General features: G+C 72.8%; 24 protein-coding genes and 1 pseudogene. 12 read left to right on the top strand and 13 right to left on the bottom strand.

Going from position 1 to position 23,916, the window contains the following annotated elements:
- Window positions 1–173: 173 nt before the first annotated feature.
- A complete protein-coding gene (locus ACZ49J_RS09630) occupies window positions 174–1,598 on the top strand; it encodes a helix-turn-helix domain-containing protein (protein ID WP_467447014.1) in 1,425 nt (474 codons plus the stop codon).
- A 46-nt stretch (window positions 1,599–1,644) separates the two neighbouring features.
- Here the strand turns inward: ACZ49J_RS09630 and ACZ49J_RS09625 are convergent, their stop codons facing one another.
- From ACZ49J_RS09625 to ACZ49J_RS09605, 5 genes are all read right to left on the bottom strand, one after another.
- Entirely contained in the window at window positions 1,645–2,436 is a 792-nt protein-coding gene (locus tag ACZ49J_RS09625) for an ABC transporter permease (RefSeq protein WP_467447012.1), read from the bottom strand.
- A complete protein-coding gene (locus ACZ49J_RS09620; protein ID WP_467447011.1) occupies window positions 2,433–3,434 on the bottom strand; it encodes an ATP-binding cassette domain-containing protein in 1,002 nt (333 codons plus the stop codon). The genes ACZ49J_RS09625 and ACZ49J_RS09620 overlap by 4 nt, the downstream gene beginning before the upstream one ends.
- 75 nt (window positions 3,435–3,509) lie before the next feature.
- On the bottom strand, window positions 3,510–4,358 hold the full coding sequence (locus ACZ49J_RS09615; RefSeq protein WP_467447010.1) for a DUF4097 family beta strand repeat-containing protein: 849 nt from the start codon (window positions 4,356–4,358) through the stop codon (window positions 3,510–3,512).
- A gap of 81 nt (window positions 4,359–4,439) precedes the next feature.
- Window positions 4,440–4,958: a toxin-antitoxin system HicB family antitoxin gene (locus ACZ49J_RS09610; protein WP_467447008.1), complete on the bottom strand. Its 519-nt coding sequence runs from the start codon at window positions 4,956–4,958 to the stop codon at window positions 4,440–4,442.
- Window positions 4,959–5,198: 240 nt separating this feature from the next.
- Window positions 5,199–5,339, bottom strand: coding sequence for a hypothetical protein (locus ACZ49J_RS09605; protein WP_467447007.1), 141 nt, complete (start codon window positions 5,337–5,339; stop codon window positions 5,199–5,201).
- Window positions 5,340–5,360: 21 nt separating this feature from the next.
- On the opposite strand from ACZ49J_RS09605, the gene ACZ49J_RS09600 reads away from it, so the two are divergent.
- Window positions 5,361–5,747 (top strand): hypothetical protein, encoded by a 387-nt coding sequence (locus ACZ49J_RS09600; protein ID WP_467447006.1) that lies wholly within the window; start codon window positions 5,361–5,363, stop codon window positions 5,745–5,747.
- Here ACZ49J_RS09600 and ACZ49J_RS09595 read toward each other — a convergent pair.
- From ACZ49J_RS09595 to ACZ49J_RS09575, 5 genes and pseudogenes are all read right to left on the bottom strand, one after another.
- Window positions 5,681–5,953, bottom strand: a pseudogene (locus ACZ49J_RS09595) (CGNR zinc finger domain-containing protein); the annotation flags it as partial. The gene ACZ49J_RS09600 and the pseudogene ACZ49J_RS09595 overlap by 67 nt on opposite strands.
- A gap of 41 nt (window positions 5,954–5,994) precedes the next feature.
- Window positions 5,995–6,270 (bottom strand): hypothetical protein, encoded by a 276-nt coding sequence (locus ACZ49J_RS09590; protein ID WP_467447004.1) that lies wholly within the window; start codon window positions 6,268–6,270, stop codon window positions 5,995–5,997.
- 221 nt (window positions 6,271–6,491) lie between these two features.
- Complete coding sequence (locus ACZ49J_RS09585) at window positions 6,492–7,043, bottom strand: DUF3455 domain-containing protein (RefSeq protein ID WP_467447003.1); 552 nt, start codon at window positions 7,041–7,043, stop codon at window positions 6,492–6,494.
- A gap of 95 nt (window positions 7,044–7,138) precedes the next feature.
- Window positions 7,139–7,942: an SGNH/GDSL hydrolase family protein gene (locus tag ACZ49J_RS09580; protein WP_467447001.1), complete on the bottom strand. Its 804-nt coding sequence runs from the start codon at window positions 7,940–7,942 to the stop codon at window positions 7,139–7,141.
- Window positions 7,943–8,129: 187 nt separating this feature from the next.
- Window positions 8,130–8,387, bottom strand: coding sequence for a TAXI family TRAP transporter solute-binding subunit (locus tag ACZ49J_RS09575; RefSeq protein WP_467446999.1), 258 nt, complete (start codon window positions 8,385–8,387; stop codon window positions 8,130–8,132).
- Between the two features lie 292 nt (window positions 8,388–8,679).
- Here ACZ49J_RS09575 and ACZ49J_RS09570 point away from each other — a divergent pair, with 292 nt between their 5' ends.
- From ACZ49J_RS09570 to ACZ49J_RS09545, 6 genes are all read left to right on the top strand, one after another.
- Window positions 8,680–9,558: a DUF72 domain-containing protein gene (locus tag ACZ49J_RS09570; RefSeq protein WP_467446998.1), complete on the top strand. Its 879-nt coding sequence runs from the start codon at window positions 8,680–8,682 to the stop codon at window positions 9,556–9,558.
- Window positions 9,559–9,767: 209 nt separating this feature from the next.
- A complete protein-coding gene (locus ACZ49J_RS09565) occupies window positions 9,768–10,343 on the top strand; it encodes an AMIN-like domain-containing (lipo)protein (RefSeq protein WP_467446996.1) in 576 nt (191 codons plus the stop codon).
- A gap of 415 nt (window positions 10,344–10,758) precedes the next feature.
- Window positions 10,759–13,401: a winged helix-turn-helix domain-containing protein gene (locus tag ACZ49J_RS09560; protein ID WP_467447213.1), complete on the top strand. Its 2,643-nt coding sequence runs from the start codon at window positions 10,759–10,761 to the stop codon at window positions 13,399–13,401.
- 192 nt (window positions 13,402–13,593) lie between these two features.
- A complete protein-coding gene (locus ACZ49J_RS09555) occupies window positions 13,594–15,207 on the top strand; it encodes an MFS transporter (protein WP_467446995.1) in 1,614 nt (537 codons plus the stop codon).
- A 111-nt stretch (window positions 15,208–15,318) separates the two neighbouring features.
- Window positions 15,319–15,837 (top strand): hypothetical protein, encoded by a 519-nt coding sequence (locus ACZ49J_RS09550; protein ID WP_467446994.1) that lies wholly within the window; start codon window positions 15,319–15,321, stop codon window positions 15,835–15,837.
- A 167-nt stretch (window positions 15,838–16,004) separates the two neighbouring features.
- A complete protein-coding gene (locus ACZ49J_RS09545) occupies window positions 16,005–16,202 on the top strand; it encodes a hypothetical protein (RefSeq protein WP_467446993.1) in 198 nt (65 codons plus the stop codon).
- Window positions 16,203–16,279: 77 nt separating this feature from the next.
- On the opposite strand, the gene ACZ49J_RS09540 is transcribed toward ACZ49J_RS09545, so the two are convergent.
- Together ACZ49J_RS09540 and ACZ49J_RS09535 are read right to left on the bottom strand one after the other, a co-directional pair.
- Entirely contained in the window at window positions 16,280–17,686 is a 1,407-nt protein-coding gene (locus ACZ49J_RS09540) for a DUF2252 domain-containing protein (RefSeq protein ID WP_467446992.1), read from the bottom strand.
- Window positions 17,683–18,660 (bottom strand): potassium channel family protein, encoded by a 978-nt coding sequence (locus ACZ49J_RS09535; protein WP_467446990.1) that lies wholly within the window; start codon window positions 18,658–18,660, stop codon window positions 17,683–17,685. Before ACZ49J_RS09535 ends, ACZ49J_RS09540 begins: the two co-directional genes overlap by 4 nt.
- Window positions 18,661–18,897: 237 nt before the next feature.
- Here ACZ49J_RS09535 and ACZ49J_RS09530 point away from each other — a divergent pair, with 237 nt between their 5' ends.
- The 4 genes from ACZ49J_RS09530 to ACZ49J_RS09515 all read left to right on the top strand — a co-directional run bounded on the left by ACZ49J_RS09530 (window position 18,898) and on the right by ACZ49J_RS09515 (window position 21,824).
- A complete protein-coding gene (locus ACZ49J_RS09530; protein ID WP_467446989.1) occupies window positions 18,898–20,262 on the top strand; it encodes a hypothetical protein in 1,365 nt (454 codons plus the stop codon).
- Window positions 20,263–20,400: 138 nt separating this feature from the next.
- Window positions 20,401–20,883, top strand: a complete 483-nt coding sequence (locus ACZ49J_RS09525) for an SHOCT domain-containing protein (RefSeq protein WP_467446987.1) — start codon at window positions 20,401–20,403, stop codon at window positions 20,881–20,883.
- Window positions 20,884–20,915: 32 nt separating this feature from the next.
- Window positions 20,916–21,380, top strand: a complete 465-nt coding sequence (locus ACZ49J_RS09520; RefSeq protein WP_467446986.1) for a DUF7144 family membrane protein — start codon at window positions 20,916–20,918, stop codon at window positions 21,378–21,380.
- A gap of 243 nt (window positions 21,381–21,623) precedes the next feature.
- On the top strand, window positions 21,624–21,824 hold the full coding sequence (locus ACZ49J_RS09515) for a ferredoxin (protein ID WP_467447212.1): 201 nt from the start codon (window positions 21,624–21,626) through the stop codon (window positions 21,822–21,824).
- Window positions 21,825–22,150: 326 nt separating this feature from the next.
- On the opposite strand, the gene ACZ49J_RS09510 is transcribed toward ACZ49J_RS09515, so the two are convergent.
- Window positions 22,151–23,416, bottom strand: a complete 1,266-nt coding sequence (locus ACZ49J_RS09510) for a DUF2079 domain-containing protein (protein WP_467447211.1) — start codon at window positions 23,414–23,416, stop codon at window positions 22,151–22,153.
- Between the last annotated feature and the right edge of the window lie 500 nt (window positions 23,417–23,916).

The following is a 23,916-nucleotide window of genomic DNA, read 5'->3' as shown; positions in this document are numbered from 1 at the left end:
TTCGGTGTCCGGGTGGGGTGGTGATTGGATGACCGAAGCTTGTGAGGTGATCCGTCCCAGCCGCCACGCACAGCGGGCAGTTGGGGACGCTGGAACACCGAAACGGGCTCTGACCAGGGGGAAAGAAGTCGCGCTGGAACGCGCGACTGGAACACGGGGCGATAGGGGAACGCGTGTCAGGGGCAACGGGAGCCGGGGGAACCGAGGCGTTCGCTCAGCTACTGCGGGAGCTCAAGGACCGCTCGGGACTGAGCTACGGGGCGCTCGCCAAACGGATGCACATGAGCACGTCGACGCTGCACCGCTACTGCAACGGCACCGCGGTGCCGGTCGAGTACGCACCGGTGGAGCGTCTGGCGAGGGTCTGCCGGGCGACACCGCAGGAGCTGGTGGAGCTGCACCGGCGCTGGATCCTCGCGGACGCGGCACGAGGGAGCAGGACGGATCAGGTTGCGGGGACGGGGGCGGCACAGGGAGCCGAGCCGGCCAGGTCGGCCGATTCTGCTTCTGACGCAACTGACGCAACTGACGCAACTGACGCAACTGACGCATCTGCTGCAGCTGACGCAACTGACGCGCCGGATGCCGCTGATACTGGTGATGCCGGCCAGGGCGGCACCGATGAGCCGGTCGTCCTCGACGTGCCGGGCGGGCTCGCACCGTCACGGCGTCCTCGACTCCCCCGTGGTCGCCGCACCGCACTGATCGCCTCCGTCGCGGTGGCCGCTGTGCTGGGGGCCGTGGTACTCACCGTGCGTCCGCCGTTCGGCGGCGGGAACGACGACGGGGGCCGGCAGGCGACCGGTGCCACCGCCACAAGCACCGGCACGGCAGACGCCCGGAGGCCGTCCGCCTCCCCGTCGCCGGGCGCGAAGGGGCGCAAGCCGTCCGCCTCGGCCTCCTCCTCCGCCACCGAGTCCCGGGGAGCCGGGTCCGGCACGTCGAAGGGCGGCGCCGAAAAGGGCGGTGACCAGTCCACCGGCGGCAGCTCCACCGGCGCCGTCCCGCTCACGGTCGCCACGCGTCCCTACGTCTATGACGACCCGTGCAGTCAGCACTTCCTCGTCGACAGCGAACCCGAGCAGGTCGGCCCGCCGGCGCCCGAGCAGGACGCCCCACGCTGGGCCGCCGCGTACGGGGCGGTGTCGTCGGGCGAACAGCGCATCGCCCTCACCGTGCAGGGCACCGGCGAGGACACCGTCGTCCTCCAGGCCTTGCACATACGGGTCCTCACCAAGGGCGCGCCGCTCGCCTGGAACGACTACGCGATGGGCGTCGGCTGCGGCGGCGGCGTCCAGACCAGGTCGTTCGACATCGACCTCGACAAAGGCAGTCCCACGGTCACCGTCAAGAACGGCCAGCGCGACTTCCCGTACTCGGTCAGCGAGTCCGACCCGGAGGTCTTCTACGTCACCGCCCACACCAAGGCACACGACGTCCGCTGGGACCTCACCCTGGACTGGTCCAGCGGCAACCGCCGAGGCACCCTCCACATCGACAACAACGGCACCCCGTTCCGCACCAGCGGCAACTCGGGCCGCCCGGGCTACGACTACCCACTGGGCGGCGGCGAGTGGATCGAACGGCAACCCGGATGAAGCGGCCCGGCCGCGGCCCTCAGGCCGCTGACCGGGCCTTCTGCCGCTACTTGGGGTCGCGGTTGAACAGCGACCTGGACCAGAAGCAGCCGAGCACCGCAAGACCCAGGCACCAGGCGACGGCGAGCCATCCGTTGTGGCCGATCCCGGTGCCGAGCAGCAGGCCGCGCAGCGTCTCGATGGCCGGAGTGAAGGGCTGGTACTCGGCGATCGGCTGGAACCAGCCGGGCATCGCGTCGACCGGGACGAAGGCGCTCGACAGGAGCGGCAGGATCATCAGCGGAAGGGCGTTGTTGCTGGCGGCCTCGGCGTTCGGGCTGGACAGGCCCATGCCGACCGCGATCCAGGTGAGCGCCAGGGAGACGAGCGTCAACAGCCCTACCGCCGCGATCCATTCCAGGACGGTGGCGTCGGCGGAGCGGAAGCCGATGGCCAGCGCGACGGCCCCGACGAGCACCACGCTCATCACGCACTGCAGCACGCTGCCGACGACGTGCCCGATGAGCACCGACCCGCGGTGGATCGCCATCGTGCGGAAGCGGGCGATGATGCCCTCGGTCATGTCCATGGTGACGGACACCGCGCTGCCGATCGTGGTGCCCCCGATGGTCAGCATCAGGATGCCCGGGACGATGTACGCGAGGTACTCGGACCGGTCGGCACCCCCGCCCCCGATGCCGGCGCTCATCGTGTCGCCGAAGATGTAGACGAAGAGCAGCAGCATCATGACCGGGGTCAGCAGCAGGTTCAGGGTCATGGCCGGGTAACGCCGCGCGTGCAGCAGGTTGCGGCGCAGCATCGTGGACGAGTCGCGTACGGCGAGGGAGAGGGCGCTCATCGGACGTTCTCCTTGGGCTGGGCGGGGACGGTGGCCGGGCCGGTGAGGGCGAAGAAGACGTCGTCGAGGTCGGGAGTGTGCACGGTCAGCTCGTCGGCCTCGATGCCGGTGGCGTCCAGCCAGTCGAGGACGGAGCGCAGCTCGCGCTGACTGCCGTCACTGGGGATCTGCAGCGCCATCGCCTCGTCGTCCGGGGTGGCCTCGCGCAGGGCGGCGGCGGCCGACCGGTACGCCGCCGGGTCGGTGAAGCGGAGCCGGACGTGCCCGCCGGGGATCAGCCGCTTGAGCTCGTCCGCGGTGCCCTCGGCGGCGATCCTTCCGTCGTTGAGCACGGCGATACGGTCGGCGAGTTCGTCGGCCTCCTCCAGGTACTGGGTGGTGAGGAAGACGGTGACACCGTCGGTGACGAGCTCGCGGATGATCTGCCACATGGTGTGGCGGGAGCGGGGGTCGAGGCCGGTGGTGGGCTCGTCGAGGAAGATGATCCGCGGGTCGCCGACCAGGGTCATGGCGATGTCCAGGCGCCGCTTCATGCCGCCGGAGTACGTGGAGGCGGGCTTCTTCGCGGCCTCGGTGAGGTCGAACCGCTCCAGCAGTTCGGCGGTGACCCGCCGCCCCTCCCGCTTGGACAGGTGGTGCAGGTCCGCCATGAGGAGCATGTTCTCCTCGCCGGTGATCAGCCCGTCGACGGCGGAGAACTGCCCGGTGACACCGATCGCGGCGCGCACGGCCTGCGGGTCGGCGGCCAGGTCGTGGCCCGCGACCTGGGCCTGCCCGCCGTCGGGGGTGATGAGCGTGGACAGGATCTTGACGGCGGTGGTCTTGCCGGCGCCGTTGGGCCCGAGTAACGCGAACACGGACCCGGCCGGGATACGCAGATCGATCCCGTCGAGGACGGTCTTGTCGCCGTACGACTTGCGCAGACCGACGGTGGAGACGGCGACCGGCGACGGGTGACCGTCCCCCCGTTTAGGCATGGCCATGACAGAGGAAGGCATGGGGCACTCCGTTCGAGAGTGGGTGGGAAAGGGTGGGGCTGCTTGAGGAGGTGGGGCCGCTTGAGGAGGTGGCGCTCAGACCTTGGCGCGGCGGATGTCGATGTTGCCCCAGTTGGTCCGTGCGCGGACCTTGACGGTGTCCTCGATGTGCTCCGGGGCTTCGGACGCGGCGAGCGCGTTGCGTACCTGTCCGCGGTTGGAGCTGACGTCGAGCCAGGCGGCGGTGCCCTCGCGGATGCCGACCTCGATGGAGCCGTTGGATGTCTCCAACTGGACCTCGCCGCGGGCGACTGCGCCGACGCGCAGGGAGCCGTTGGTCGTGGTGCCGGTGACCGACGCCTCGGCGCGCGCGACGTCGATGTCGCCGTTGGCGCCGCTCAGCCGGAGTTCACCGGTCACGGCGGCGACGGTCGTGGTGCCGTTCGAGTTCTTCAGGACGGCGGGGCCATCGATGGTGCCGACGCGCACATTGCCGCTGCTGCTGGTGATCTCGGCCAGGCCCTCGACCCGGTCCACGGCGATCGAGCCGTGCGACGCGGTCAGCTTCACCGGGCCGGTCGTGTCGAGGCGGACGTCGCCGACCGAGGTCTTCACACGGACCTCGCCGAGCCGGCCCTCGCCGAGCACCTGCGCCCAGGCGCCGGCCATGTCGACGTGCGAGCCCGCGGGGAGTTCGACGGTCACGTCGACGACACCGGTGCGGCCGAGGCCGAACAGATTGGCCTTGGGCGTCCTGATGGTCAGGACGCCGCTCACGTACGTGACCTCGGTCTGGTCGGCGGTCCGCACGTCAGGGTCCCTCTTCGGGTCGCGGGGCCGCACCTCCACCACGGTGTCGAGGCGGTCGCCCGCGGTGAACTGGAGGAAACCGGCCTCCACGCGTGCCGTGACCGAGATCGCTTCGGGAGTGTCGAAAGAAGGCATGGCTGTCCCGTCCTCTTGGGTCTTCAGGGCGTCCCCGCTGGTGGGACGTGGTGTGGGTGAAGTGGTACGGGCGGGGCGGGTCTAGCGCACCCAGCCCGTGAAGCTCTGTCCGACGGTCCGGGTCTTCTCCGTCGTACGCGGCCGGGTGCCGCCGCCGACCGCGTCCGACACGGCACGCACCAGCCACGCGTTGACCGACAGGCCCTCGCGCGTCGCGGCCTCCTCTGCGCGGGCCTTGAGGTGGGCCGGCAGGCGCAGGTTGACGCGAGCGGTGCCGCCCTCCTCGCCCTCGACCGGGGTCGGGGCCATGGACGGTTCGGCGGGCGCGGTCGGCTCCGCGGGGGCGCCACCGTCGGTGGGCGGCAGTGTCACCACGAAGTCGGGGTCGAGTCCGCGCAGCCGTACGTCGACCGAGCCGGGGGCGAGTTCGCGGGTGATCTCGTCCATCGCGGCGGAGAGCACGTTGAGCAGGGTCAGCCGGGTCGCCGACTCCAGCGGAGCGGTGAGCCTCTCGGCCAGCTCACGGGCTTCGTCACCGCCGGCCTCGGCGGCCACCGCGAGTTCTCGGCGGAGGGTGTCGACATACGGGGTGAGGTCCATGACGCCATGATGGCACCATGATGGCGCCATTCGCAAGCCGGGATGACACCCTTCAGGGCGCGCCTTCGGGACTCGAGCTATCTACCTGCGGAAATACCAAGAGAGCAATACGACTCCCGGTGGCACCACGCCCGCCCATGCGCTTGGTGGGGCGCGGAATGGCGCCGGATGATGCCAAGTGATGCCACCCAACGCCGTGGAACCGTGCCCACTGATGCGGACCCCGTCTAGTCGATCCCGTCAGCCGAACTCCTCGACATACGCCTCCGGAGGCCCCAGCTCGGGCCGGTCCCGGTTCAGCTCCAGGACCGTCACGGTGTTCTCGCCCGTGCGCAGCAGCGGTGCCGGGCAGTACAGCGTGACCTGCGGGCCGATCTCCAAGTAGCGGCCGAGGTGATGTTGGTGGCGAAGTCGTCGTCGATGGACAGCTCGACGTCGTGGCAGAAGATCCACGACGGCGCCGTCGACCTCCAGGTCTTCGGCAGCAAGAGCTACAAGGACTACGGCACCGGCGGCTACTACTTCAAGGACGTCCGGATCGAGGACAACACCCTCGAGAACGTCGAACTGCACGCCGTCCAGTTCGCGTTCAACTGGTTCGCGACCAACGGCGCCTACGCCGGCCAGTACGGATCTCCTCCGGCGCACCCACGCCGCCCACCCCACTCCGGTCGTCCACAGCGCCCACCCCCTGATCATGCCGTGCCGGCCGAGCGGGCGCGTCAGGTCGCCCTCCCGGGCGGCCCGTGCCCGCCGGCCGCGGACGGAGCCCGCCGGCGCGCCCGATAGGCCGCGGCCTTGACGCGGTTGCCGCACTCGTCCATCCCGCACCAGGTGCGCCGGGCTCCGCGCGAACGGTCGAGATAGATGCGTGTACAGCCGGCGCGACCGCACTCCTTGAGACAGGCGCGGGGATCGGCGAGCACGGCGATACCGCTTCAGGCCAGGTGAGTGAGGACCGCGCGCAGGTCTCCCGACATCCGAAGTCCCGCGTCCAGCAGTATCGACCCGCCAGCGCATCGACCGAACCAGGGAGCTACATGCGTAGGGGTGTGGGCGCCCGTGTCCTCGTGATCACCGGCTTGGCCACCGCCGCGGTGCTGCTCACCGGCTGCGGCTCGACTCCGGAGGAAGACCTCGAGGGCTGGTGGAGCTCAGGAGGCGGGACACGGATCAGGAACCTCACCGACGACGCGTCCAGCGTCAACCGGTTGAGCATGTCACCGAGCAGTGTCCTGGCGCCCGCCTGCCGGAAGCTCCTGACCCGCGTCACCGAGGCCGAGAAGTACGAGCCCATCCCGGGCGACGGCATCCAGAAGTTCTGGCGGACGCCCTCGCGAGCTCCAAGCGCGGCGCCTCCGCCTGCGCCTCTGGGGCGGACCAGCAGGACGACGCTCAGGTCTCACAGGGCGTCATGGAGGTCCAGGCCGAGGGCCTGCCCCACCCCAAGAGCACGGTGTCCCTGCTCAGGAGACAGCTGGAGGCCGACTGAGGTGGTGAGGAGCGGGGGCGGGGCCCTCGCTCCTCCTCCCGTCACTTGGCGGGCTTGTAGAAGGTGTAGGTGGCGGAGTAGGGGACGCTGACCTGGTCGGTGCCGGTGCAGGCGGTGGCGGGGGCGACACCGCCGCGGGTGTCGAGGCGCTGGATGTAGGAGACGCCGGCGAACATCCCGGTGCCGCGCGTGCCGGTGGACTGCAGGAGGAGTTCGGGGATGGTGCCGTTCTTGGGGGAGCTGGCGACGGCCGCGGCGTTGACGGCGCTGCCGTCCACCGTGGACACCCAGACCGGGCCGCGGGAGTGCAGGGCGACCGGGCGGCGGGAACGGTCGTTCTTGGCCCACAGGGTGGCGGCGGGCTCCAGCAGCTTCCAGGCACCGTCGGTGCAGGTGTAGGTCTGCACGCCCTCGGCCGAGAGGACGCCGGTGAGCCGGTTGCCGTCGGGGACCTTCAGCGCGGCGGGAACGTCGAGGGCGGGGCGGGCGGGCTGCGCGGCCGCCGCCTGGTCGGCCGTCGCGCTCGAGAGCGTCCCGGCGGTCACGGCGGCGAGAGCCGCCGCGGTCAGGACGAGACGCTTGGCGAGCTTCATCGAGTATGTCTCCAGAGTGGTTTCTGAACGTCTGAACGGGGGGACGGGGGGGACAAGAAGACGGGGGGACAAGGGGACGGGTGCAGCCAGGGGGCTCAGCCCCAGACGCTGCTGAGCTTCGCCGTGTAACCCTTGGTGTAGCCCGCCGCGTTCGGGTGGAAGATCTCGGCCGGCCGGGACAGGTCCACTCCGTTGATCCAGGGGTCGGTGCCGCACGCACCGTGGCCGCTGAACTGGTTCCGCATGTCGATGAAGTGGACGCCCGCGGACTCCGCCGCGGCCTGAGCGCCCTCCGCCAGGGCGTCGGCCATGCCGTTCATGGAGGTGCGCTTGGCGGCGCTGAGGTCGATCTGACCGCACGACCCGGTCGAGGCGATCGTCCGCGGATAGCCGAGGACGAGGACCAGGGCCCTGGGCGCGCGGGTCTTGATGTCCTTGTACAGGCCGGCGAGTTCCGTCACCAGCTGGTTCCTGGCGTAGTGCGACATCCAGTCCGTGGCCGTCGCGCAGTAGCTGTCGTCCTGGGTGAGGCACGCCTGGACCACGGAGGCGAACTGGGCGTCGTTGCCGCCCACCGTGAGGGTGACGAGGGAGGTCTTCTCACTCAGCGCGGACAACTGGTTGTCGCGCACGTCGGCGATGGTCGCGCCGCTGCACGTGACGTCCTTCAGCGCGTACTGGGGATGAGTGGCCGCGTACTGGCGCGGATAGCTGTTCGGGCCGCGCTTGCAGTCGCCGCTGGAGGCGTCGTACGGGGCCGCGCCGACCCCGGACGCGTACGAGTCGCCGAGCGCGACGTACTCCACTTGTGTGGCCGCATGGGCGGGGGCACCGGCGGCGGCCCCCATTCCCGCGAACGCCAAAAAGCCGGCGACGATGGCCGACGTCAGTCTGCGCATGACTTCCCTCTGGCTCGTGGAGCCTTGATTCGGTGGACGAGGACCGCACAGCGGCTGCCGGCCGAGCCGTTCCGACGGCCCGTCAGGCACTGACCAAGAGGGCGCGAAGACGGTCCTGGTTCCGCGCGGAGGCCGTCGATCCGGTCGGCGGACCGGCGTTCTGGCGTACGGTCGTCCGCGCGGCGCGCTAACCGTGCAGTTCCCGGTAGGCGGCGGCCGCCCCGGGGTGCAGGGGGACGACTCCGGTGGAGATCAGGCTGCGGACGTCGAGGAACTGGGTGCCGAGGGCCGTCATGGGGACGAGGCGCGTCGCCCGGCGGACCAGGACCCGGGTGAGGGCGGCGGCGACGGGCGCGGGCAGATCGGGCCGGCACAGGAGCAGGTTGGCCACGCCGATGGTCGCCACCTCGGGCGTGCCCCGGTACGCCCCCGCCGGCACCGTCACCGCCTCCAGACCCGACCCGGTCCGTCCCGACCCGGTCCGTCCCGACCCGGTCCGTCCCGACCCGGTCCCTCCCGACCCGGTCCGTCCCGACCCGGTCCCTCCCGACCCGGTCCCTCGCGAGCCGGTCCCTCGCGAGCCGCCGCGCAGCCGGGGCAGCAGGCCGGCCAGCGGGGGGCACGGGCGGGGCCGAGGCGGTGGCACGACGGTCCGCCGGTGCGCGGGCCGGGCCTGGTTCAAGCCGGGCCTGCTTCGGGCCGGGCCTGCCCGCGGGCCGCGCGGGTAACCGCCCTCCATGGGTGACATCCTCGTGGGCACGTGCTCGTGGACCGACCCGATGCTGGTGCGCAGCGGCTGGTATCCGGTGGGGCGGCGGGACGCCGAGGGGCGGTTACGGCACTACGCCGGGCGGTTCCCGGTCGTGGAGGTGGACGCCTCGTACTACGCCCTGCCCGGCGAGCGGAACAGCCGGCTGTGGGTGGAGCGGACGCCGGACGGGTTCGTGTTCGACGTGAAGGCGTTCTCGCTGCTCACCGGGCACCCCACGCGGAGCGCGGTGATGCCGGACGGGCTGCCCGCCGATGCCCGCGATCCGGCGGTGCTGGACGAGGTGTGGGCGCGGTTCGCCGCGGGGATCACGCCGTTGCGGCGGGCCGGGCGGCTGGGGAGTGTGCTGTTCCAGTTCCCGCCGTGGTTCCGGCCCGGGGCCCGTGCCGAGGCCTTCCTGGCGGACTGCGCCCGGCGGACCGAGGGGTGGCCGGTCGCCGTCGAGTTCCGGCACCCCGGGTGGTGGCGGGAGGGACAGGCCGAGGCCACGTGCGCGCTGCTCGCGCGGTACGGCATGGCCGCGGTCGCCGTCGACATGTCCCAGGCGCTGCCGTCCTCGGTACCGCCCGTCACTCCCGTCACCTCTGCCCGGCTGGCGGTCGTACGGTTCCACGGGCGCAGCGCCGCCTGGGGGACCGGGAGCAAGGAGGAGCGCTTCCGGTACGCGTACGGCGACGACGAACTCGCCGAGTGGTTGCCGCGGTTGCGCGCCCTCGCCGAGCGGGCCGAGCGGCTCCACGTGCTGTTCAACAACTGCTGCGGTGACGCCGCCGTACGGGCCGCCGAGACCATGACGCGGCTGCTCGGACACCCCGCCGACGGGCGTCCCTTACCTGCGCCGACCTAGAAGCCGGCCCCGGAACGGGTACGGGTACGGGCACGGGTACGGGCACGGGTACAGGTACGGGCAGCGGCACCGCGACCGCCACCGCCACCGCCACCGCCACCGGCGAGGCCTTGTGCGCCTCTCCGAGCGCGGAGGGCCCGGTGTGCAACCTTCCGGTATATCCGTAGGTCTCACTACACATCAGTGTTCATCCGACCATGGGGGGAACCATGCGACGAATAGGAGCGGCAGTGGCGGCGCTCGTCCTCGCGGGCACCGGGCTGGGGATCGCGGCCGGCACCTCGAGCGCCGCGCCGGCCGACGCGGCGCGGGCCGCGGCCTGCCCGACGGGCTGGGGCAGCGGCGCCAAGGGCGATGTCACCGCCGGTGCCGTACCGCTGAAGAACATCAGGACCGGTCGCCACGACTGCTTCGACCGCATGGTCGTCGACGTCCCCGGCGGTGGCGACGTCGGCTACTACGTCCACTACGTCGGCAAGCTGTACCAGGACGGTTCCGGCGACCACATCCCGGTCGGCGGCGGGGCGGTGCTCGAGGTCCGTGTCGCCGCGCCGAGCTACGACCCGGAGACCGGCGCGCCCACGTACCCGGGGAGGGTGGGCCGCCCCCTGCCCGGCGTGAACATCGCCGGGTACAGCACCTTCAGGGACACCCGGTTCGCCGGCAGCTTCGAGGGCGAGACGCAGATCGGTCTCGGTGTCCGCGCCCGGCTGCCGTTCCGGGTGATCCAGTTGGACGGCCGCCTGGTGGTCGACGTGGCCCACAGCTGGACGGCCCGCCGCTGACCCGGCGAGTGACGGTCCGGACCGTATCGGCTGGTGAGCGGGGTGCGGAGGCCTGTGTCGCGCGGATGTGCGGGAAGGCTGGGATGCTGAGGGAGAAGCTGAGGCAGGAGCTGAGGGAGACAGCGCGCCCATGATCCGACCGTGAGGGACGGTGGTGGTGAGCGCCGTGGCCGAGACCGACGAGAGGGGTCCGGAACCGACCGTTCCGGCTGGTGCGGCTGTTCCGGGCCCTGACCCTGATCCGACTACCGCCCCCGATCCGACTGCCACCTCTGATCCGGCTGCCGCCCCCGATCGGGCTGTCGCCTCTGATCCGGCTGCCGCCCCCGATCCGACTGCCGCCCCCGATCCGACTACCGCCCCCGATCCGACTGCCACCCCCGCCCCGTACGCCGACCCTCTCGGCGACCCGTTTCTGCGTACGCGGTTCGCCCTGCCGACCAGGCCCGCCACGTTTCTGCGGCGCCGGCGGCTCGTCCTGCATCTCGACCAGGCCCTGCACACGCCCCTGACCCTGGTCAACGGGCCGGCCGGCGCGGGCAAGACCCTGCTGGCCGCCGACTGGGCCGCGGGCCTGAGGCAGCCGGTCGCCTGGCTCACCGTCGAGGCGGGCGACCGGCGTCCCGGAGTGTTCTGGGCGTATCTCCTGCGGGCCCTGCGCTCCCACGGTGTGCCGCCGTCCGGCGACGTGGGGTTCCCGGCGGAACCGAGCCGGGTGGACCGCGGACTGCTGGCCGCCCTCGCGGACGGGCTGAGCGGTCGCGACGAGCCCGTGGTCGTGGTGCTCGACGAGTACGACCGCGTGCCCGCGCCGGAGATCGCGGAACAGCTGGAGTTCGTGCTGCACCACGCCGGGCAGGGCATGCGCCTGGTCCTCGTCACCCGCGGTGAGCCCCCGCTGCCGTTGCACCGCTACCGTGCGGCGGGCGAGCTGACCGAGATCCGCGCCGCCGATCTGGCCTTCACCCCGCAGGAGACCGTCGCGCTGCTGGACCGGCACGGTCTGAGCCTTCCGGTGCCCGCCGCGCGCGCCCTGGTGGACCGTACCCGGGGCTGGGCCGCCGGTCTGCGGCTGTGCGCCCTGGCCGCGCGGGAGAGCGCCGACCCGGAGCTCTATCTGAAGGAGTTCGAGGCGGGCCGCAGCGCGGTCGCGGACTTCCTGCTGGCCGAGGTCCTCAAGCGGCAGACCGACGAGACACAGGACCTCCTGCTGCGCGTCAGCGTCCTGGAGCGCTTCTGCCCCGAGCTGGCGAACGCGCTGACCGGGCGGACCGACGCCGAGTCCCTCCTCGTCGGGCTGCACCGGGCGAACGCGTTCGTGGAGGACCTCGGGCACTCCTGGTACCGGCTCCACCCGCTGTTCGGGGAGATCCTCCGGGCCCATCTGCGGGTACGTCTGCCCGGGCTGGAGCCGGAGCTGCACCGGCGGGCCGCGCGGTGGCTGCGCTCCACCGGGTCGCTGCCGGAGACCCTCGCCCATGGTGCCGCCGCGGGTGACTGGGGGTTCACGGCCGGCGTCCTCGTCGACGACCTGGCGATCGGGCAGCTGTTCACCGGCCTGCGCTCCGACGACCTGGACCAGTTGTTCTCCCGGATGGGTGCCGAGGCCACGGGCCCCTTGGCGGACCTCGTCCGGGCGGCCCGCGAGCTGTCCCGGTACGACGTCGACCGCGGGCTCGCCCACCTGCGCCACGCCGAGGAGGGCCTGAACGCCGACCAGCCCGGCCTGCCCGGCCTGCCCGGCCTGCCCGACGATTCCGGCCTGGCGGCCGCCCGGCTGAGCTGTGCGCTGCTTCAGGCGCTGGCCGCGCGGCTGACCGGATCCCCCGTACGCGCCGAGGAGGCCGCCAGGGCCGCCGACGAACTGCGGCCGCACGTCCCCGCGCACCTGCTGGAACGGCATCCCGAACTCACCGCGCTGCTGCTGACGCACCTCGGCTCCACCCGCCTGTGGGCCGGGAGCTTCGAGGAGGCGCGTGCCGCCCTGTCCATGGTGACGGGCGCTCCCGGTGACGCCTCCACCGTGCTGCCCCGGGAGGAGGCGATGGGGCACCTGGCGCTGATCGACTACCTCAACGGCTGGCTCGGCCGGGCGGAGCGCAAGGCGCTGGCGGCGGTGTCCGAGGAGGAACGGCTGGGCCTGCCCCAGCCGTGCGGCTGCGGCATCGGACGGCTGGTCCTGGCCGCCGTGGCCGTCGACCGCGACGAACTGGGCCGGGCCCAGGAGCTCCTCGACGAGACGGAACGGCTCGGCCGCACGACGCGGGACCCGGTGACGGCGGCGGGACGGGCCATCGCCACGGCTCGTCTCCTCCTCGTCCGGGGCCACGCACGCGCCGCCGTCGAGGCGGCGGACCCGGCCGTCTCCGCCGCCGTGGCCTCACCCTGGGCGGCGAGCCACGAGGCGCTGGTCGCCTCCGCCGCCCAGCTGGCCGAGGGCCGGCCCCAGAGGGCGGCCGAAGTGCTCCAGAAAGTGTCCGGCGACCAGCCCGCGTGGGCCGTGGAGGCCGCGCGGATACAGCTGGCGGCAGGTCGTCCGCAGGCGGCGATCGACCTGCTGGACGGCATCCGCACCGGGGGCGGGACCGGTCCCGCGGTAACCGTCCGGGCGACATTGGTGCGGGCCCGCGCCGCAGAAGAAGCGGGAGACACCGCCACCGCGCGAAAACTGCTCGCGCAGGCGCTGCTCGACGCCCGGCGCGAGCGGCTGCGGCGCCCGTTCCTCGACGCCCGGCCGTGGATCAGGCCCCTGTTGTCCACGGCGCCGCTCCAGGAACTGGCCTCGGGCTGGCTCACGTCCGCTCCGGTTCCGCGGGGCGGGCCGCCCCGCGGAGCCGGAGCGCCGCAGCCCTCGCCGCTGGTCGCGGCGGAGCTGAGCGCGCGGGAGCGCGACGTTCTGGAGCGGCTGGCCCGGATGATGTCGACGGAGGAGGTCGCCGCCGACCTCTACGTGTCGGTGAACACGGTGAAGACCCACCTCAAGAGCGTCTACCGCAAGCTGGCGGTGAACCGGCGCAACGACGCCGTGCGCCGCGCGCGGGACCTCGGGCTGCTGTGAGCGCGGCGGGAAGCGGACTGCGGTACCCGTCCCGGTTTCCACAGCTGTGGAAACTCCCGGAACTCCTCCCCCGCCACGGGTGAGGCACGGGACGGGTGCCTCGGGTGCGATGGGGTTGGCGGCCGGATACGCGCCGGCTGCTGCCCGGCCGGCCGCGCCGGCGTCCCGGGCCGACTGGGCGAGGTGGACACCGTGAAGCACTGGCGGGCACTGATCGTCCTGGGCACGGCGCAGTTCCTGATGGTCCTGGACACCTCCGTCATGAACGTCTCCATCAGCCGGCTGGTCGAGGACTTCGACACGGAGGTCACCGCCATCCAGGCCGTGATCACGCTGTACGCGCTGGTCATGGCCGCGTTCATGCTGATCGGCGGCAGGTTCGGGGACATCCTGGGACGCCGCCGCGTCTTCCTCCTGGGCCTCGTCGTCTACGGCACCGGGTCGGCCCTGACCGCCGTGGCTCCCACGCTGTGGGTCCTCGTGCTGGGCTGGTCCGTCGTCGAGGGACTGGGCGCCGCCCTGGTGCTGCCCGCCATGGCCGCCCTGGTGGCCCAGTCGTACCGCGGACGGGACCGGGCCGTCGCCTACGGCGTCATCGGTGGGCTCGCCGGCGCGGGGATCGCGGTGGGCCCGCTGCTGGGCGGCTGGGTGACGACGTACCTCACGTGGCGGCTGGTGTTCGCCGGCGAGGTCGTGGTCGTCGCGGCCGTCCTGCTCTGCCGCCGGGTGATCCCGAAGTCCCCGCAGGCCGGCCCCCGGCCCCGGCTGGACGGGGTCGGGGCCGCGCTCTCGGCGGCCGGACTGGGGCTCGGCGTGCTCGGCGTCCTGCAGAGCGGCACCTGGGGGTGGGTCCAGCCGCGCAACCCTCCCTTCACCGTCCTCGGCTTCGCCCCGACGCTGTTCGTCATCGGCGCGGGGGTGGCCGTCCTGACTGTCTTCCGGTACTGGGAGAGGCGGCGGGACCACCGGGGAGCCGACCCCCTCGTGGAGCTGTCCCTGCTGGGCAGACCCGTGCTGCGCTCCGGGCTGATGACGCTGCTGGGCCAGAACGTCATTCTGCTGGGGCTGTTCTTCGCCATCCCGCTGTACCTGCAGGTGGTGCAGGGCTTCGACGCCTTCGAGACGGGGCTGCGCCTGCTCCCGGTGTCCGTCACCATGCTCGTGACCTCGATGTGCGCGTCCCCGCTGGGGCGTGTGGCGGGGCCGCGCGGGGTGGTGCGGCTGGCCCTGGTGACGCTGGTGGCGGCCACCGTGTGGCTGCTGGCCACCATCGACCCGGTCATCGACGACGCGCAGTTCGCCGGCGCCATGGCCGTGCTGGGTGTGGGCGTCGGCCTGCTCGCCTCGCAGCTCGGCAACGTCGTCCAGTCCAGCGCCGCCGAGGAGGAACGCAGTGAGGTCGGTGGGCTCCAGTTCACGGCACAGAACCTGGGCTCGGCGCTGGGCACCGCGCTCATCGGGTCGATCCTCGTCGGTGCGCTCGCCCACACCTTCACCACACAGGTGGCGGACGATCCACGGCTGTCCGGGGAGGCGCGCGCCGAGGTCGGTGTCGCTCTGGAGGCCGGTATCTCGTTCGTCTCCACCGACCAGGTGCGCTCGGCGGCCGAGCGGGCCGGGCTGCCGCCGTCCGAGGTCGGCGCAGTCACGGACTCGTACGCCTCGGCGCAGCTCGACGGCCTCAAGGCGGCCGTCCTCGCCACCGGCGGCATCGCCCTCGCCAGTTTCCTGGTCACGCCGCACCTGCCGAGCGGGCGTCCGAGGCAGCCGGACACGGGCGCACCGGCCGGAACGGGCACCGAGTAACATTTTGCGATTAAATATCCGATTCAGTGCGGACGGGTCGGCTGCCTGCCGCGAAGCCCCCTGGCGGCCTCCGGAACGGTACGGCGACGCGCTCAGCCACAGGGAGGCACCGTGTCCAGGACCCGCCCCACCCCGGCCCCCGACGGGCAGGCGGAACGCCGGGCACACACGGACTACTCCGGCGGCGTCTACGGGTCCCTGCTCGCGGCCTCCGTGGTGGTCGGCGCCGGCACGCTGGGGGACTTCCCGCGCGTGGAGCTGGTACTGCTGTTGCTGATCACCGGCGTGGTGTTCTGGATCGCGCACGTGCACGCCCAGTTGTTCGGGGCGCGTCTGGCGCAACGGCCCCTGGACCGCCGGGCCGTGCTGCACGTGTGCCGTGAGGAGTGGCCGATCGTCGAGGCCGCCGTTCCGCCGGCCGCCGCGGTGGCCGTCAGTCCGCTGCTGGGCCTGGACGTGGGGGGTGCCCTCTGGCTGGCCGTCTGCGTCGCCGTGGCCGGGCAGGTGGGGTGGTCCGTGGCCGCGGCACGCCGCTCCGGTGCCTCCCGGCGTCTCCTGGCCGCGACCGCCTCGGTGAACCTGCTGCTGGGCCTGCTGATCATCTCCTTCAAGATCGTCCTGAAGGGCTGACCCGAGGGCTGGTCCGCGGCACCGATACCGGGTCACCGGGGCGGGTCACCTCCCCCGGGTGAGGTCCGGAGGCGGGCGGTGGGCGGACGATCGCAGGAGAGGGCGCCCTCGGCCACCGGGGCGTCGTCCGCCCACCGCCTGTCTCCAGCCGCCCGCGGGAGCAGCTCATGCGCTACGAGATCCGTGTCGACGGACACCTGTCGGAAACCCTGGCCGAGGCGTTCCCGGAGCTGGGCCACGTGGTGATGGCCGGTCAGACGGTCCTGTTCGGCCCGGTCGTCGACGACGCTCAGCTGTACGGGCTGCTGGCGCGCTGCCAGTCGCTGGGTCTGCGCATCGTGGAGATGCGGCAGCTGCCGGAGTGACGGGGGCAGTGACTGCCGCTCTCAGGAACTCTCGTGTGTAAGCCCTCCGCCTCGCCTCAGAACCCCTCCGCCCCGGCTCAGAGACTCTCCGCCTCGACCCTGCCCGACCTGACCGCCGCCCTCAGCGCCTCGAAGTCCCGTTCGTTCTGGTCGGCGTAGCACTGGGCGAACTCGGTGAGGGCGCGGTCGAAGCGGTCGCTGCCGCCCAGGTAGGCGGCGATGGCGATGGGGTCGCCGGAGCGGGCGTGGGCCCGCGCGAGGGACGCCCCGCACAGCCGGCCGAAGAGGGAGAGCAGGTCCGGGTCCATGGTGTCGGGCCGTGCGATGCCCTTCCAGTCGCGCAGCTGGCGGACGTAGAAGTCGCGGTCCTGCCCGTCGAGGCCCACGGTGTGGGTCCAGCCGAGGAAGATGTCGCTGGTCGTCTGGATCAGGCGCTGCCCGGACACCACCCGGCGGCCCTGGTTGTCCCAGCGGTCGCCGCCCGTGTGGGCGGACAGCACCGACTCCTGGGCCTCCTTGGCCTGCAGCAGCAGGGGATCGTCGTCGTCCCTGCCGAGCAGGAGGAGGATCCAGCAGCGCGTGCCGACACTGCCCACGCCCACCACCTTCCGGGCCATGTCCACCAGACGGTAGTGCCGGAGCAGGTAACGGCGTTCGGACGGCAGGGTCCGCGCGTATCCCTCCAGCACCGTCCTGAGCTGCTTCTCCTGCCAGTCCCCGGCCGGGTCCAACAGGTCCGCGAGCGGCACGATCAGCGGCGGATCAGGTGCGATGCGCCGGCCCTCGGCCGTGACGCGGGTGAGCTTCTCGAAGGCCTGGAGGTGGGTGCGCGTGCGGGCCCGCTCCGAGGCCCTGGCGGCGCGGCGCCTGGCCTCCGCGCTGATCGACGAGGCCATCAGCTCGCGCATGCGGTCCAGGTCGTCCTGGGCGTACCAGATGTCCAGGGTGCGCATGCCGGCGAAGTCACGCATGCGCGTCCGGTAGGCCCTCACACACGTCCGTACGACGGTGTGCTGTTCCTTGGCGCTGAAGCCGTTCTCCCTGGCGGCCGTCACGAAGCCGGCCGCCAGCCGCTTGACGTCCCATTCGAACGGCCCGGGCAGGGTCTCGTCGAAGTCGTTGATGTCGAAGACGAGATGGCGCTCCGGTGAGGCGAGCAGCCGGAAGTTCAGCGGATGGGCGTCGCCGCAGAGCTGCACCTGCAGGCCGGTGCTGGGGACGGGGGCCAGGTCCGCCGCCATGATCGCGGCGGCTCCCCGGTAGAAGCGGAACGGCGACTCGACCATGCGGCCGTAGCGGACGGGCACCAAATCCGGCAGGCGGGTGGCGGACTGGCGCTCGATCACCTGGAGGGGATCGGGACGCTGCTGGTCCGCCTCGAACCAGCCGTGGCTCGACCGTGGAGCGCGGGTGCGCGCCTGTTTGCCGTATGCCGCCCGCTCGGACGGTGGCAGGGAGGAGGTGAAGACGCTCGGTACGGTCATGGCCCGCCCTCCTGGTCCGGTCTCGTCGTGTCGGTTCCGGCGCCCGGCTCCGCCGGCCGCTCACCGCCCCGGCGGCGCATCCCCGCCTCGACCGCGTTCGCCAGCACCCGCGCGGCGACGCCCACGAGCAGCAGCCCCCCGGCCATCTGCAGCATCACCATCACGCGCCCCGTCTGGGAGCGTGCGGTGATGTCGCCGAAGCCGACGGTGCTGAAGACGGTCAGCGCGAAGTACAGGGCGTCCGTCCTGGACATCGACTCGGTGAAGGAGCCCGGGGTGTTCCTGTCCAGCAGGTAGTAGGAGCCGGAGAACAGGACCAGGAACAGCGCCAGCGTGGCGGCCAGGGCCTCGACCGCCTTCAGCCGCGGGTAGGGCGAGCGGACGATGACCCGTACCTCCCACCAGAACACCAGCACGACCGCCAGCAGACCGACGGCGAGCAGCGTCGCCGCGCCGCCGGTGTCCTGCTCGTCCAGGGGCAGCAGGTAGTAGGCGGTGACGAGACCAACGGCGATGAACAGTGCCCGGGCGATGCTCGCGACCCCCGCCCGCCGGCGGGCGCGAAGCCGCGGGTCCGGGCGGCGCGTGTCCGGCCCGGACCGGGCGGGCTTCCTCGGCCCGGACCCGGTGGGATTCTCCGGCCCGGACCGGGCGGGGCCCTCCGGCCCGGACCCGGTGGGCTCCCCCGCCCCGGACCCGGTGGGATTCTCCGGCCCGGACCGGGCGGGCTCCCCCGCCCCGGACCCGGTGGGGTCCCCCGCCCCGGCCCCAGAGGGAATCTCCGGCCCGGACCGGGCGGGCTCCCCCGCCCCGGACCCAGCGGGATTCTCCGGCCCGGACCCAGAGGGAATCTCCGGCCCGGACCGGGCGGGCTCCCCCGCCCCGGACCCGGTGGGGTCCTCCGGCCCGGACCCGGTGGGGTCCTCCGGCCCGGACCCGGTGGGGTCCGGGCGGGCGGTCCTGGGATCGCTCATCTCATGTGCCTCCCGTCCCCACCTCACCGCCACCGCGGTGCGGACGGATCACCCGTCGTGGGTGACCCGGCGGGCCGAGGCGAGCGCGACGCTGGACCAGCCCCGCCCACCGCCGCGTCGCCGGCCCCGCGTCGCCGGCCCCGGAAGCGGGCCATCGCCCCGGGCCTGGCTCAGGCCCGGGACCTGGGACCCGGCCCCACGGCCCGACGCCTCACACGACGAGACGAGGGAGCCCGCATGGACCCGGCCACGTCTCCGGCCTCTCCGGACCCCGGTGGCGACACCGCGCCCACCAGCCGCGTCCTGACCGACGCGGAGCACGAGGAGTACGAGCGGCTGCGCCGGGCGGCCGAGGTGCGCCACCGGCGGTTACGCCAGGTCGGCGCCTCGCTCCTGCTCCTCCTGGCCCTGCTGCTGGCCCCCCTGGCCGTCGTCGCGGCCTGGGTCGACGAGACGGTCTCCGACACCGACACCTACGTGGAGACCGTCGCGCCGCTGGCGTCCGAGCCCGCCGTGCAGGACGTCCTGATCGACCGGCTCACGAACCGCGTGGTGGAGAACGTCGACGTCGAGGCGGTGACGGACTCGCTCACCAAGGCCCTGCGGGACGCGGGGGCACCGCCCGGCGTCGTGGAGGATGCCGACGCGCTCACCGGTCCGCTGCGCGCCGCGGTCACGAGCGTCGTCAACCGCGTCGTGGCCCGCGTGGTCACCAGCGACACCTTCGAGCGGGTGTGGGTGGACGCCAACCGGCAGGCCCACGACGCCGTGATGAACGTGCTCACCGGGGACGACGAGGGCGTCGTACAGGCCGAGGGCGACGCCATCCGGCTCGACGTGGGACAGGCCGTCGACCTCGTGAAGCAGCGTCTCGTCGACGCGGGCTTCGACCGGGCCGCCGACATCCCGGCCCCCGACCGGAAGGTCACCCTGTTCCGCACGGAGGAGCTGAGCACGGCGCAGGACACGCTGCGGCTGCTGGACATCGTCGGCGTCTGGCTGCCCGTCGTGACCATCGCGCTCGCCGCCCTCGCCGTGTGGACCGCTCCCGGACACCGGGTGATGCTGATCGTCACGGCCACGGGTGTCGGCGTGATGATGGTGGTGCTGCTCGTCGCGCTGGCCGTCGCCAGACGGGTCTACCTGGACTCGGTGCCGTCCTCGACGCTGCCTCCCGACGCGGCGGCGGCGATCTACGACACGTTCGTCCGCTTCCTGCGCGACAGCACCCGCACCCTGCTGGTCGTCGCCGTGATCACGGCGCTGGCCGCGTACCTGTTCGGTCCCGGACGGGTCGCGGTCGCCGTCCGGGGGACCGCGGACAGGGGCACGACGGCCGCCGGAGGTGCGCTGAGCCGCGCCGGGATGCGGACCGGGGCGACGGGTCGCCGGCTGGCCGCCCACCGGAGGTGGACCACCGGCGGAGTGATCGCGGCGGGAGTCCTGGCGCTGCTTCTCTGGAACGAGCCCACGGTCGGCGCGGTGGCGCTCGTCCTCGGCGTCGTCCTGGCCGTACTGGTCGTCCTGGCGATCCTCGCGGCGGCCACGGGCCCGGCCCCGGCGACCCCGCCCGCCGGTCACGAGGAAGGGGCGGCCCCGTGACGCGCCACCACTCCCCGTTGAACCCCGCACGATCACCCGTGCCGGGTGAGGCCGCCCGCGTCTTGCCGTGGGCACGCTGAGGATGGCACAGAAGGGCCGCCGGGCGAGCGCCCGGGCGCCCCGGGACGGAGGACGGACATGAGCGCGCAGACGTACCTGGCGTACGACTTTCCGCTGTTGAGCGCCTTCTGGACGATGCTCTGGTTCTTCCTGTGGATCCTGTGGATCATCCTGCTCTTCCGCGTCGTCGTCGACATCCTCCGCGACGACGACCTGGGCGGCTGGGCGAAGACGGGATGGCTGGTGTTCACCATCGTCCTGCCCTTCCTGGGTGTCTTCGTCTACGTGATCGCCCGCGGCAAGGACATGGGCCGCCGGGAGAAGGCGCAGGCACGTGCGCAGCAGGAGGCCTTCGACAGCTACATCAGGGAGGCCGCGGGCACCAAGGCCACGGCGAGCAGCGTCGACGAACTCGCCAGGCTGTCCGAGATCCGCGCTCGCGGTGACATCACCGACGAGGAGTTCCGCAGGGCCAAGGAACTGGTCCTGACCGGCCACGGCCCGGCGGCGCACCCCGGTGCGCCCGGTGCCACCGGCTCCACCCCCACCTCCGGTCGCTGAGCATGCCGGACGACACGAAACGAGGAACAACGATGGCAGCGACACACACCCGGCAACCGCGGCACACGACGAGGCAGGAATGGGCGAGCGGCCTGACGGTCTTCGCGGCCGTGATGCTCATGATCGGCGGCGTGCTCGCCATCTTCCGGGGCATCATGGGGATCGCCGAGGACGACGTCTTCGTCACGACGCCCAACTACGTCTTCCAGTTCGACCTGACCGGCTGGGGCTGGCTCCACCTCTCCCTGGGCATAGTCGCCGTGCTCGTCAGCTTCGGGCTTCTGCAGAACTCCATGGCGGCGCGCATCGCCGGAGTGGCCATCGCCGCGTTCATCCTCATCTCGAACTTCCTCTCCCTGCCGTACTACCCGATCTGGTCGGTCGTGATGATCGCGATCACGGGCTTCGTCATCTGGGCCCTGTGCGTGGGCCGCGGCGACGGTGCCTCCGCCCGGTACGAGTCGGAGCGGTACGAGCGCACCCCGCACCACGTGTGAGGCAGCCCGGGCGGAACCGGCGGAACCGCGCGGAGGCGACGCGAACGGAGCGGAGCGGGCGGGCGGGCGGACGAGGGGCCCGGAACGGCACACGAGGACGGTGCCGGCCGGGCCCCTCGCCGTGCTCGCCACCGCACGCCTGTCCGCGGTCGCAGCGTGTCGGGGGCCTGCTCGTCGGCGGCTTGCGTACGGTGCCCGTGCAGTGGCGAAAAACTGACGAAAGGGGCGAAAGGGATGGCGGGCATGAAGGTCGGCGTGGAAGAGGACAAGTGCTGCGGCTCCGGGCAGTGCGTACTGCTCGCACCGGAGGTGTTCGACCAGCGGGAGGACGACGGCACCGTCCTCCTCCTCGACGCGGAGCCCGCCCCGGACCGGCACACCACCGTCCGGGAGGCGGCCGCGATGTGCCCGGCGGGCGCCATCACGCTGGACGACACCCCGTAGCGGCCCCCTCGGGGATCTCCCGGGGAATCCCCGGGGAGCAGGCGCGCCGGGCCCTGGGGCGGTCGACCGTGGTGGCCGATCGTCCACGCCCAGCCCACCGTCCGGATGCCGCGACCCGCGGCCCGGTCTCCCGCCCGCCGTGTGCGGGAGACCGCGTCCGGCGTCCGCTGCGGAACAATCCAGCTGGTGGACGGCCTCAGTTCTCGCGCGCTGCCCCGGCCGGCCACACCACGTCGACGGGGACGCCCTCGGCCCGCGCCTCCAGGACGAGTCGACTCCGACTCGGTGGCGTGGACACGGCCGGGGAGCGTTCCGGGCCGCGGGCCTCAGGACCGGCGCTCCAGCACCAGGTAGCCCAGGCGGGCGCCCGTGATCACGTACCGGGTCCCGGGGTGCAGGCGGCGGGCGTACCCCAGGGGGTCGGGATACCGGCCGCTGGTGTTGTCCAGGGCGATGTAGTCGGGGGTGATCCCGCGGGTGTTGCCGATCCAGAAGACGCGGCAGCGGGAGGTGAGACGGCTGATGGGTCCGAGGTTGGCCTCCACGGTCGCGCCGTCCGGGATGGTGGCCAGCATCTTCTCGGCGGCGGTGACGCGCTCGGGTGTGCGGTAGGCGGCCCGGTCGGTCAGCACGTGCAGGGGGAGGCCGGTGGTGAGCGCGAGGGCCGCCGCGGCCGCGGCGGCGGGCAGCTGCCGCGCGTACGAGCGCAGCCAGGGGCGCCGGCTGCGGCGGACGGTGGCGAGGGCGTCGGCCAGGGCGAGGAACACGACCGGCATCAGCACCGCGCTGTAGTGCCAGTCCGTGCCCCAGTAGTGGTCGTCGGAGGAGAGGAAGCGCCAGCCGAGCGTGGGCAGCGCGACGAGGAACAGCGGGGAGCGCAGGGCGAGGAGTCCGCTGGTGGGGAGCAGCAGCCAGGTCAGGGTCCAGAGTTTGGTCCCCGCGCCGTCGAAGAGGGCGAAACCGCCGTCGACCTTGGCCCAGTAGTCGTAGTCGCCGCCCGTGTTGAAGGCCGGGATGACGACGGTGAGGGTGAGGAGGGTGGCGGCGGCGCCCAGGGCGGCCACGGCGAGCGCGTACGGGACCGTGCGCGGGGAGGACCGGCGGGCGCGGACGGCGACCACGACCGCGATGGCCGCCAGCGTCAGCCCGAGGTCCTCCTTGACCAGGACCAGCGGCAGCGCCCACAGCAGGGTCCGGCGCCAGTGGCGGGCGAGGAGGGCCTCCAGCGCGAAGGCGATCAGCGCCACGGCGAAGCAGATCTCGTGGAAGTCGACCTCGACGGCGCGCTGGAGGCCCCAGGACAGCCCGTAGGCGATACCGACGGCGAGTCCGCGGCGCCGGCTCAGGAGCGCGGCGGCCGCCCGCGTGACCGGCACGGCCGACAGCGCGAACAGCGCGGCCTGGGCCAGCAGCAGCGTGAGCGGAGAGGGGAAGAGCCGGTAGACGGGGGCGAGGAGAGCGGTGACCGGGCTGAAGTGGTCGCCCAGGACGTTGGTCCCGGGGCCCTTGAGGTCGACGACCGGGGCCTGGAGGTGGGCGTACGCCCGCACGGCCTGCTCGAAGATCCCGAGGTCCCAGGAACGGCTCGCCATGTACCGGTAGCGGGCCACCGAGAGAGTCGCGTACGCGGCGAAGAGGACGGCCGCGAGGAGGTACGGATCACGGTGGCCGGCCGGGCGGGGGCGCCGGTCACGCGGGGGGAGCGTGACCGGCGCCGGTATGAGAGGCGCGGGCGCCTTCCGCTCAGGCGCCGTCCCCTCCGGCGCCGTCCCCTCCGGGGCCGGTGACGCCGGGGAGTCCGGGCCACCGGGCAGGGCCCTGGTCACGGGACGTCCGGAAACTGCCGGGAGTGCACGTACGACTCCTCGAACACATCGACGAACGGTTGACACGGTGCCGGGATTATCGCCGAGAGGTGAGGCGCGTCAGACAGAGGGGGTCATCCCCGGGCATCCAGGGCGGACCCGGATGCGGCGGACCCGGATGCGGCGGACCCGGATGCGGCGGACCCGGATGCGGCGGACCCGGATGCGGCGGACCCGGATGCGGCGGACCCGGATGCGGCGGACCCGGATGCGGCGGACCCGGATGC

The sequence above is a fragment of the Streptomyces sp. NPDC030840 genome (assembly GCF_055572015.1).
Note: the sequence above shows the minus strand (reverse complement) of the source record. Positions and strands in the feature narration are given on the sequence as shown.

Excerpts from the sequence above, each read along its gene's own strand:
- ACZ49J_RS09625 (WP_467447012.1), bottom strand. The coding sequence starts at position 2,436 with ATGAGCGCCCTCTCCCTCGCCGTACGCGACTCGTCCACGATGCTGCGC.
- ACZ49J_RS09620 (WP_467447011.1), bottom strand. The coding sequence starts at position 3,434 with ATGCCTTCCTCTGTCATGGCCATGCCTAAACGGGGGGACGGTCACCCG.
- ACZ49J_RS09615 (WP_467447010.1), bottom strand. The coding sequence starts at position 4,358 with ATGCCTTCTTTCGACACTCCCGAAGCGATCTCGGTCACGGCACGCGTG.
- ACZ49J_RS09610 (WP_467447008.1), bottom strand. The coding sequence starts at position 4,958 with ATGGACCTCACCCCGTATGTCGACACCCTCCGCCGAGAACTCGCGGTG.
- ACZ49J_RS09590 (WP_467447004.1), bottom strand. The coding sequence starts at position 6,270 with ATGCCGTCGCCCGGGATGGGCTCGTACTTCTCGGCCTCGGTGACGCGG.
- ACZ49J_RS09585 (WP_467447003.1), bottom strand. The coding sequence starts at position 7,043 with ATGAAGCTCGCCAAGCGTCTCGTCCTGACCGCGGCGGCTCTCGCCGCC.
- ACZ49J_RS09580 (WP_467447001.1), bottom strand. The coding sequence starts at position 7,942 with ATGCGCAGACTGACGTCGGCCATCGTCGCCGGCTTTTTGGCGTTCGCG.
- ACZ49J_RS09570 (WP_467446998.1), top strand. The coding sequence starts at position 8,680 with ATGGGTGACATCCTCGTGGGCACGTGCTCGTGGACCGACCCGATGCTG.
- ACZ49J_RS09565 (WP_467446996.1), top strand. The coding sequence starts at position 9,768 with ATGCGACGAATAGGAGCGGCAGTGGCGGCGCTCGTCCTCGCGGGCACC.
- ACZ49J_RS09545 (WP_467446993.1), top strand. The coding sequence starts at position 16,005 with ATGCGCTACGAGATCCGTGTCGACGGACACCTGTCGGAAACCCTGGCC.
- ACZ49J_RS09540 (WP_467446992.1), bottom strand. The coding sequence starts at position 17,686 with ATGACCGTACCGAGCGTCTTCACCTCCTCCCTGCCACCGTCCGAGCGG.
- ACZ49J_RS09535 (WP_467446990.1), bottom strand. The coding sequence starts at position 18,660 with ATGAGCGATCCCAGGACCGCCCGCCCGGACCCCACCGGGTCCGGGCCG.
- ACZ49J_RS09530 (WP_467446989.1), top strand. The coding sequence starts at position 18,898 with ATGGACCCGGCCACGTCTCCGGCCTCTCCGGACCCCGGTGGCGACACC.
- ACZ49J_RS09525 (WP_467446987.1), top strand. The coding sequence starts at position 20,401 with ATGAGCGCGCAGACGTACCTGGCGTACGACTTTCCGCTGTTGAGCGCC.
- ACZ49J_RS09520 (WP_467446986.1), top strand. The coding sequence starts at position 20,916 with ATGGCAGCGACACACACCCGGCAACCGCGGCACACGACGAGGCAGGAA.
- ACZ49J_RS09515 (WP_467447212.1), top strand. The coding sequence starts at position 21,624 with ATGAAGGTCGGCGTGGAAGAGGACAAGTGCTGCGGCTCCGGGCAGTGC.
- ACZ49J_RS09510 (WP_467447211.1), bottom strand. The coding sequence starts at position 23,416 with ATGGCGAGCCGTTCCTGGGACCTCGGGATCTTCGAGCAGGCCGTGCGG.